Here is an 8979-nt window from a genome sequence, read left to right as displayed (position 1 = left end):
CGTGAAGGCGACCTTGCAGGAGGTGGCGACGGCACTGGCGGGTCTGACCGGGGAGCCGCACCCGCTGGCTTTGCCGGAGCAGGAAGAGTAGGAGCAATGGTGCGGGTGGGGGAGTGATAGGCGACCCCCGCCCGCACCAGGTGTCCTGAGGGTGCGGCGTTCCAGGGTGAAGCCCAGGGCGTTTGGACCGTGGTGCCACACCGAATCGTTCGACGGCTCGCCACTGGTCGGGCACCAGCCTCGGGTTCCGGCCCGAATTCGAAGCCGAAACCTACTCAGAAAGTCAATCATCTGCCGATGTGAGTGCACACGAAGACATACCGCCGCCGCAGTCAACGCTAGGATAAAATACGACTGACAGAGCGACCGGCGATAGCTGGATTCGATATCGGGGGCCAGGCGCAACCTTGGCCTACTTCTCAGCGCCATGGGAAGTCTTGGTTGCCTATGCCATTCGTGAATCGTTGTACTGATTGGCCTCATACCGGCGGGCTGACGCGCCCACCACGGGAAAGACCGTATCCTTAATGATCGGCGCGGGTCGTTCCGTCGAGGCAGCACCTACTCCTCGGTACGGATTCGTGTCGGTATGCTGTACAGCCTCCGCTGGCTTCTTGCATCACGTAGGCGGAGTCGACCGAGCCATCTAGCAAGATCACTCATCGGGGCCTCCGGCCTCGGCAAGATCAATCACGCGGGCGAGTCACAGAACCGGACGCCACATGCGGAGTCAAGGGTTGAAGACAGCCGTTACGCCACCGCGGTGACCGTCTTCGGCCCAAGATCAGCCAGCGCACCCAAACATCCGATTGATGACGCGATCCCGGCCTCCTAAGGTTCTGGAAGCACCCGCCGACTTCCTGCATACGGCGATGGAGGATGCAAAATCCGACGACGGAGGCCAAGTGGCAAATGACAGCGCTCCTCGAGTGACTCCACTGGTGATGCCGCGACAACGGCTGCCAGAGGTCCGAACCGGATCGATTCACGTTGAGAACCCGTTCACATACCAGCCTCTCCTCCATGTCGATGACTCAGTCCTGTTTGAGCTGCTCGGCATAAACCCTGGCGCTCAAGATGTTTCTAAAAGAATCGATCTGCTGATCCCCGACTCAAATACCTGGCGCTTACTCTGTGCACCTGAGTCGGCCGGGTCCGCTGTAGGGATCGTTTGGAAGCGGCTACTCGATACTATCCGGGACCTCCCGGATCCCTCCAACGACCATAGAGGCCTGGATTGCCAAGCCAGAGTCCTTGCCATGCTGCGCGTACGGTTCGCGTTCAGTGCACCTGTAGTCCAGGTGAAAACCTCGCTTAGAAAACAGGGACTCGGTCTTGTCGGCTCCTGGAGAGAGGTCAACATGCGGCTCGCCGGTCAGCTGTACCAGCTAGCGATGAGCTGCCGTCTCGAAATGCCGGATGTGGCGCAGTATGCATTCCGGGCCGCCATGCGATGCTGGAAAATTGTCGAGCTGCTTGACAGCGATGAGCACGCGTTAGCCCCGCATCAGAGGCGGAAGTGGCATGGTATGCGAGGTGTTTCACACCTCTTCCTTGCTCGCAAGTCCGTCGATGGCCTACCCCATCTCCGTGCCGCAATCAAGGACCTTGAGATCGCCGAAGATCACGGCGACAACACATCACAGCATTTCGGTCTTCTTGGATACGCCTACTACCGCCTGGGTTATCGGACCAACAGTGTCGTCCGTCTTCGCCGTGCGCTGGGGCTTAAGGAAAATGATCGACGCCTAACCGTGGAAAGCGGCGACATCGCGGCGAATGGCTTTCGGCCAGCACGTGAGTCGTGGAGCGTGTCGGCCGCAGCCGCGTTCCAGTTGTGGACGCTAACCGGTGACGCAGCCGACTTTACTGCCGCAGCCGAGTTCTCCGCCCTGGCTGTGGCCACTTCTCCGATTTGGCCGTGGCCGTTGCTGCAGCTCGCTCAATACACGGCCGCGGCCGCCGATATGTGCCATGGGCTTCCAGCCGGCGCGCCGTCAGATCCGGTGACCCAAGTCGTCGCTGACCAGAGCGTGTGGGATCGCGTGAGGGCAGGTGACTCCAAGTGGCTCACTCAGATTGCATGTGAGCGGGCTGCGGGCGATCCCGACCTGCGGCGGCCACGGCTCGGCGGACGATCTGGGGTCTACATACTCGACGACCCTCATGCCCTGCTTTCCGCCGCATTAGTGTTCAAACCGTGTCCATCGGTGGACGCAGCCCAAGCCGAGCAAGCCAAGATTTCCGATTTCGCAGCCTGGCTCGAAGAGACAGGCTCGCCCTCTTGGGCTCGCTGCATAAATGCGCTCGCGGTGGTAGACGATCCGCTCCTGGGCACCACCGTATCGGTGACACGCCGTTCGGCAGGGCGGCAACTCAGCGATCTAATCGGAGAGTGGGTGGAATTCGAGGAAAGTCAATCGCTACCCGCTCGAATCGGTACCGCCGTGGAGCGAGCGCTGACCCTGCTGGCCTACGTTCATGCCTGGCGCGGCCCGTTCTCCGGCAGACGGCGGCCGGTCCCGGTCGAAGCCGACAAGCTGAGGGACCGCCTAATCACCCTCGGATCGAGCGCAGCCGTGGCGGCTAACGCAGCACGTTCCTGGCGCGAAGTCGTGCCCGCAGGACTCCCCTTACTCGGTAAGCGTGACGCCCACACCGAGAACTGGCTGGTGACCGACCTCGATGACGTCGTGGTCCTGGATTTGGAGGCGACAGGATGGCTGCCCCTGGGGTTTGAGGTGGCACAACTTCTCGAAGACATGCCGCTGCTGCCGCTCACCGACCCGGGGCTCGAGCTACGGAAAAAATATGCTTCCGGATATCTTGCTCAACTAGCAAGGCTGCGCCCGGATCTGGCGAACCGGCTGATCGAGCCAGACAGCGACATCTGGCAGCGGGCATACGCCTGCTTCGCTGTTCAACGGGCGGTTTACCTGCTCCAGAAGTTCCGCAGAACCCAATCCGTCCTTGCTCGGCGTCGTATCGAACACAGCCGAGCTCTGCTTCGCTGGGCGGGCGAACGCTTCGACGGCTTACACGCAATAGAAAAAGCCATTGGATCGCTGTGAACGCCGGAGATGGCCGCTAAAGATCAAGGCCGTGAAGTTAGGCGTACGGACTGGCCGTCAACATCCGGTCTGAGCTGGTGTATGCCCGATACAAGTAGGAAGCGGAGCTCCGGTAGAAACGGTTTGTCCGACCAAAGACATCCGTTGCAGATGGAGCTCCGCTGTCTGTCCAGTGTGCCATCACCCGCCAGATCGCCGTGGCCGGTGGGGTCTCCGCCCCGGGCCATCTCGGCTCGCTGACCCAGATCGTCTCGTTCGACATGGTCGATGCCGTCCTGGCCGACACGACGCCGTCCAACAGTGGCTGCGTAAGCTACCCGCCCGGGTCGTGGTCTGCCTGCTGCTGGCCGCCGCGTTGTTCGAAGAATGCGGCTACCTCGCGGTATGGCGCAAACTCACCGGCGCCCTCGACGGCCTGCCCATCCCGAAGATCACCGGCACTGGGCTGTGGCACGCCCGAGCCTGGCTCGGTGTCCGACCATTGCGGGCCTTGTTCGACCTGCTTCGCGGACACACAGCAACGATCCGCACCACAGGTGCCCGCTGATGCGGACTGCTGTTCGTGACGATCAACGGCACCGGCGAGAGCACCTACGCCGCCCGGCTGACCCGATCCCTGCACCCCGGCATGATCGTCCTGCTCGACCGCGGCCTGTCCAGCAACACCCTGCTCCACCAGGTCGCCGACACCGGTGCAGCGCTGCCGATCCGGCTCACCAGCCACCGCAAGCCACCTGTCCTGCGGCACCTGAGCGACGACTCGTTCCTGTCCCGGATCGGCTGTCTCGACGTACGCATCACCGAATGCGAGATCACCATCGCCACCACCACCGGCCGGACACCGGCATCTACCGCCTCGCCACGACCCTGCTTGACCACCGCCGGCACACCGCATCCGGCCTGGTCACGCTCTACCACGAACGATGGGAGATCGAGTCGGCGTTCTTCGCGATCAAGAAAAGCATGCTTGGCCGCCGCGTCCTGCGCAGCCACCACCCCTCGGCCATCGCCCAGGAGATCTACGCCCTGCTCACCACCTACCAAGCCATCCGCATCGCGATCACCGAGGCCATCACCGCCAGCGGCATCGACCCCGACCGGGCCAGCTTCAGCTTCGCCCTGCAAACCGCCCGCGACCAGCTCATCCACGCCGCCGACGTCATCGCCGACACCGTCATCGACCTGATCGGCACCATCGGCCGCACCGTACTTGACCAACTCATGCCCAACCGCTGACTCCGCGTCAGCCCTCGCGCCGTCAAACGACCGCTGTCGCGATACGCGTACAAAAGCCTCCGCGTCGACCGGCACACCTACAAGGCCACCCTCAGTATCAACATCTTGACCCGGTCACCAGACCCCTAACTTCGTGGCCTTGATCTTTAGAGCCCACCAGTAAGGTCTCGGAGTATTGCGAGCGGCCCTGGTGCAAGGTGACGAATACACCGGATTTATCCGAAACAGTCCAGCACCGGTGGCCCGCCTGACAATGGCGACCATAGCCGAGGCCGGTGATCGGGCCGTTGAGCTTTCGCGGCCGCTGCTCCTCCATCCCGGCGAACATGTCTGGATGTCGGTTCATCGGTTTTCGTTCGACACACGGACGGCGAACAAGCTTGACATCAGGGGGGACGGCGTCTGGCTTTGCCGTTGAATCCCGAATCCGGGCTTGATCGGCGTCCGGATCTGCCGCCGAGAGCTTGCGGCGAGCGGCAGGTCGCCCTCACGAGGTTGCCGATCAGACCATCATCCGGAGCTGTCAGGCGTCAGCGGTGAGTGTCGACGGAAGCTGACCCGCATACGGCAGCCATACGAAACCCGTGCGGAACGGAACGAAGGCAGGACCGCGTACCTCGGGCAGGACATCTTCGGCCAGCACCAGGCCGGGCAAGGTTCCGGCTAGGAGGTCTCCGGTCTGTTCTTGCCGTAGTTCCACCAGATCGACGAGGCCTTCCGGGTCCCATCCGACTTGGGCGACCTGGTAGCCGCTGAACCGCCCAAGCAGTTTGTACAGGCCATGGCCGATGTCAGTGAGCTGTGCCGCTGTCAGCGGCCGGCGCTCGTGTCTGAGTCGCGAGACCGAAGAACCTGGGGTCGCCATCCAGAAGCCATCGAAGGCTCTGTGGCGGTCGAGCGCCGGCTCCGACGAATCCATGACGAAATCATCGCCCTCGATGACGAGGAACCCTTCACGGAGCCCTCCGTCGATACCCCGGCTATCCTCATCGGAATCGACGATGCCGACAGCCTGCTGCACGCGGCACCCGGCCTGGTGGCGAGCTTCGAACGAATTGCCGTCGAAGGGCCTGCCGCTGGTATCGCCGTTATTTTGATCACCAGCGACATCACGCTGAGTAGTTTCGGCGGCAGCACCGTCCTTCGGGACGCGGTCCTCAAGGGCAATCAGGTCGACCACCATCCCGACTACCGGCCCCAGAGGCGGTGAACGGCGATGCGAGACGCCGCCAGAGTCGCTCGTGGCCGGGAATGTCCTGAAGTCGATCCCCGACGGTGGCGTGCCGGCGCGAAGCGTCTCGGCCGGGTGGAGTTGGTCTTGCGGCCCTGTTAGTGGAGAAGACTCGGGCGCGAGCGGACAGGTTTCGAGGGCACGTTCGAGACGTCTCGTCGTCGGCGACCATGCGTTGAGCTTTAACCTGACTGCTGGAACAGCCGTTCGTGACAGCGGTGTAAGGCACGAACTGTTGTCGTCGTCAGTCGTCGTCCTCCAAATCTTCGGCCATGAGTTGCTCGGCGTAGTGGGTGGCCCAGGCTTCTGCTGCCCGGAACGCCGCTCTCAAGTCGGAGTCAGTCTCTGCTGACGCTGCCTTTGCGGCGGTGGTTTTGGTGCGGTTGATCTCAGCTGATTGACCATTGACGAATCCCCAGGAGGTGGGAGTCATGGCTCGGGTAATGCCTTCAAGTAGCTGGTTTGCCGCGTCATCGTCCAGCGCCCGAGCCTCAGCCAGCAACTGTCGGGCTAGCCCAGGATGTTGTAGCGGCCAGCCACCTAAGTCCTCGAGTGCTGACACCACCGCTGCCGGCGAAATGTCAGCACCCTGTTCCACTGCCTCGCTGAGGTGATGCGCCTGCGCAGCTGTCATGTTGCCAGCCATCACGATCGACACGACGACCGTTGACGAGTCCGCATTACCTCGCCTGACGCGGTCGATAATCCATCGGGTCAATACTTCAGCGTTATCGTCGAACGCGTCGGCGAAACCATCCACGTCCGTGGGAAGCTGGCCGCCCAGGTCACTCAGAGCTTGAAGTTCGTCCAATACGAGCACCGGGTGAGTCCAGGCGATCCCAGCAGCGATCTGCTGGACTGTGTGATCCTCCCAGCCCGCCCAACTGATCAGCTCAAGGACCGCCGTAGCGTTCTGCTTGCCGAGGTTCCGGCCCCACACCAGGCCGTCGTATCCACATGCGCTCTCAAGTGCGCGTGTGAGGACATGCGGTGAGTGAAACGCCCCGCGGAGAATTCGTGCCGTGCCGGCGGGGTCAGCCGCGAGGAGCCGATGAGTCCCGATGACGTACCGTTCGCGTAGTTCGGGTTCGTCAGCTTTCAACCCCCGGTGAAGCTGTTCGACGAACGCCTCCCCGCGATCCGTCCACCCATAGTTGGCGAAAGCGTTCGCAACAACCAGGCGTATCTCGATTCGGAGGTTCGCCTCGTCGGCCAGCCAGGCCAGCAGCCCGGCCGAGTCGTAGACCTCCCAGGCATCGAGCAACTGATCCAGATTGTTGTCGAGGACGCTCGCGGGGCCCCGAGAAACCTCCCGAACTACCTCGGGAACGAGTTCGAGCCGCGACGACACGAGCTGTCGCCAGAATCCCCAGAGAGTAGGAGGCTTCGCTGCGGCGGCATCGATGTCCGAGCTGCAGGTCCTGAGTTCCTCGACCATCTGAGACACTCCGGCCGCGGCCAGTCGTGTGACTACCTGCGTAACCTGCTGTTCCCGCATCCTTGGGCGCTCCTCGACGGCGTGCCGAATCCGCTCACTACGCTCCGCTTCGAGCACATCCTCCGGTAGACCTGCCTCGTGAGCGAGCCGGATCACGTCCGCTGCCTGTAGTTCTTCCAACTCGGGAAGCGGTACACCCCGCCGGGAGGGTAGACCGCGGTGCGCATTCAAGAGCGCCTCCGCCAGATCGTCGTCTCGTTCGTCGAGAGAGGTGACCAGCGTCAGGGCAGCGTGACGAACGAGCACGGATCCAGAGCGCTCGGCAGGCCAAGCGATCTCATGGCGGATCATTCGCCGGATTACCGGGCTTGCTGTCGTTCCGGACGCCGCCTCGAAGCTCACGAGGGTCGCAAGGTCGTCTTGCTCCCACCCGAGAATTTCTTCGCGGGTGACCGTGCGTCCGACTGACCCGGTCGGTTGACGGATCGCCGTGCCAAGGAGACGCACGGCCTCGCCGGCCCGGCGCAGTTCCGTCCCGCCTGCCTCCCTTAACAGTGTGGCGCGGATCGCGTCCCGGACCGGCCTCGCCCAGCCTGCCGATACGGCATACGGGCGGATCGAAATGCGGCGCCGTGTCTCGGCGACCGTTCGCGTGATGTCCTTCGCCAGGAATGGGCGCATCACGGACATCGGTGTGGTGCCGAGCGTCTCCCTGCCCTGGGTGAGGTGCGCGTCGGCCCATGCGACGATCCGCAGAGGAAACGTCGGGTCGACCATGTCGCCGATGCTGGCGAGCCGGTCAACGATGACCCGCATTGGATGATCTGGATTCGAGTTGGTCGGCCGATTGTCGTAGCGACACAACATCCACAACGCGTTGAGAACCGTCTCGAGTGTTTCCGGCGCGCTGGCGGCGCATTGCCCGTACAACTCCGCCAGCAGCCAGAGAGCCTGATTTGGATTCTCACTCCGAGAGGTGATCGCATTGCCCCTGGCAGCGGCCTCGCGTTGCAGCCGAGGTCGGAGCTCTTCAAGCACGTTCAGGAACGGTCCTGGCAGGAGCGTAGCCAAACCTCGCAGGCCGCGTAGCGCCCGGTATAAGTCGACGAGTTCCGCGTTGCGGAGTCGCTCCACCACCGAAGCCCAGATCGGTCTGATGATCGATGGACCACCGCGGTGGGTCAGGCGCCAATCCAACTCAGCCAGCGTGACTACCAGCCGGTCGTCGTATGGGCTGCCGAAAGCTTCCCACAGTCGTTGAACGAAGCCGGTCGCATGGCGGCCGGCGGCTGCCTCCGACTCCAAGATATCGTCCGCGAGAACATCGGGAACGAGCCGAGTCAGATCGTTGCGCGTAACGAGAGTTCCGCGATCCTGCAGGCCCTGGCAAAGTCGCAGCAGGTCGCCAAGTTCCAGGTTGACGAACTGGGCAACGGCGACTCGCAGTTGGTCATCGGACTCGTCGATCGGACCAAGTGCCGCGTAGACGGCGAGCACTTGGCGCACGGTGCGGCTCGTAAAACCCGCAATCTCTCCTGCGGCGATCTCTTGGTAACGAGCGAGGACCTGCTGTCGGAGGGCATCGTCGACCATCAGCGGAGCTGTCAACTCGCCACGTCGGATCAGGTTGAGGCCGATGACCGCTACGTATGGCGAGTCCACGGCCTGGCCAGCAAAATAGTCTCTCACGGGGAACCGCAGGTCGAGGCCGTCGGCAAGGCTATTGACCAGCGCCCGTGCGTCGCGCTGGCTCAGCTCACCGACCGGAATGGTCTCGACCTGGCTTGGCGCGTACCGTGCATTGAAGATCTCTGCCTGTACCGCCCCAACTCCGGACGTGCGTATGCCGAGCACCACTTGCGTGCCCTCCGTCATACGGGTGTAGCCCAGCAGAGGAGCTAGGGCGGCTGGGCTTGACCCGTTTCGACGGACAGGGTCGATGAGTTGGTCTTCAGGCTACGTTTAGTGCGGGTAGCAGGCTGATGTCGGTGCCGTTCTCGTAA

5 protein-coding genes are annotated in these 8979 nt (G+C 62.9%); 3 read left to right on the top strand and 2 right to left on the bottom strand.

Annotated features, from left to right (window positions below; translation table 11 throughout):
* Positions 1 to 1259 precede the first annotated feature (1259 nt).
* From CLV67_RS51620 to CLV67_RS54105, 3 genes are all read left to right on the top strand, one after another.
* Positions 1260 to 3071, top strand: a complete 1812-nt coding sequence (locus CLV67_RS51620) for a hypothetical protein (RefSeq protein WP_146169669.1) — start codon at positions 1260 to 1262, stop codon at positions 3069 to 3071.
* A 328-nt stretch (positions 3072 to 3399) separates the two neighbouring features.
* A complete protein-coding gene (locus tag CLV67_RS54110; RefSeq protein WP_239166996.1) occupies positions 3400 to 3618 on the top strand; it encodes a transposase domain-containing protein in 219 nt (72 codons plus the stop codon).
* A 257-nt stretch (positions 3619 to 3875) separates the two neighbouring features.
* On the top strand, positions 3876 to 4307 hold the full coding sequence (locus tag CLV67_RS54105; protein ID WP_239166997.1) for a transposase: 432 nt from the start codon (positions 3876 to 3878) through the stop codon (positions 4305 to 4307).
* A gap of 523 nt (positions 4308 to 4830) precedes the next feature.
* Here the strand turns inward: CLV67_RS54105 and CLV67_RS51615 are convergent.
* Together CLV67_RS51615 and CLV67_RS50670 are read right to left on the bottom strand one after the other, a co-directional pair.
* Complete coding sequence (locus CLV67_RS51615; RefSeq protein WP_146169668.1) at positions 4831 to 5490, bottom strand: hypothetical protein; 660 nt, start codon at positions 5488 to 5490, stop codon at positions 4831 to 4833.
* A 292-nt stretch (positions 5491 to 5782) separates the two neighbouring features.
* A complete protein-coding gene (locus tag CLV67_RS50670; RefSeq protein ID WP_146169667.1) occupies positions 5783 to 8851 on the bottom strand; it encodes a hypothetical protein in 3069 nt (1022 codons plus the stop codon).
* Between the last annotated feature and the right edge of the window lie 128 nt (positions 8852 to 8979).

This window comes from Actinoplanes italicus (genome assembly GCF_003001815.1).
GTDB classification, from domain to species: Bacteria; Actinomycetota; Actinomycetes; order Mycobacteriales; family Micromonosporaceae; genus Actinoplanes; species Actinoplanes italicus.
The sequence above is the reverse complement of the archived record's forward strand: the minus strand, read 5'-3'. Positions and strand labels throughout refer to the sequence as shown.

Coding starts and splice junctions, on each gene's coding strand:
- CLV67_RS50670 (WP_146169667.1), bottom strand. CDS start 8,851: ATGACGGAGGGCACGCAAGTGGTGCTCGGCATACGCACGTCCGGAGTT.
- CLV67_RS51620 (WP_146169669.1), top strand. CDS start 1,260: ATGCTGCGCGTACGGTTCGCGTTCAGTGCACCTGTAGTCCAGGTGAAA.
- CLV67_RS51615 (WP_146169668.1), bottom strand. CDS start 5,490: ATGGTGGTCGACCTGATTGCCCTTGAGGACCGCGTCCCGAAGGACGGT.
- CLV67_RS54105 (WP_239166997.1), top strand. CDS start 3,876: ATGCGAGATCACCATCGCCACCACCACCGGCCGGACACCGGCATCTAC.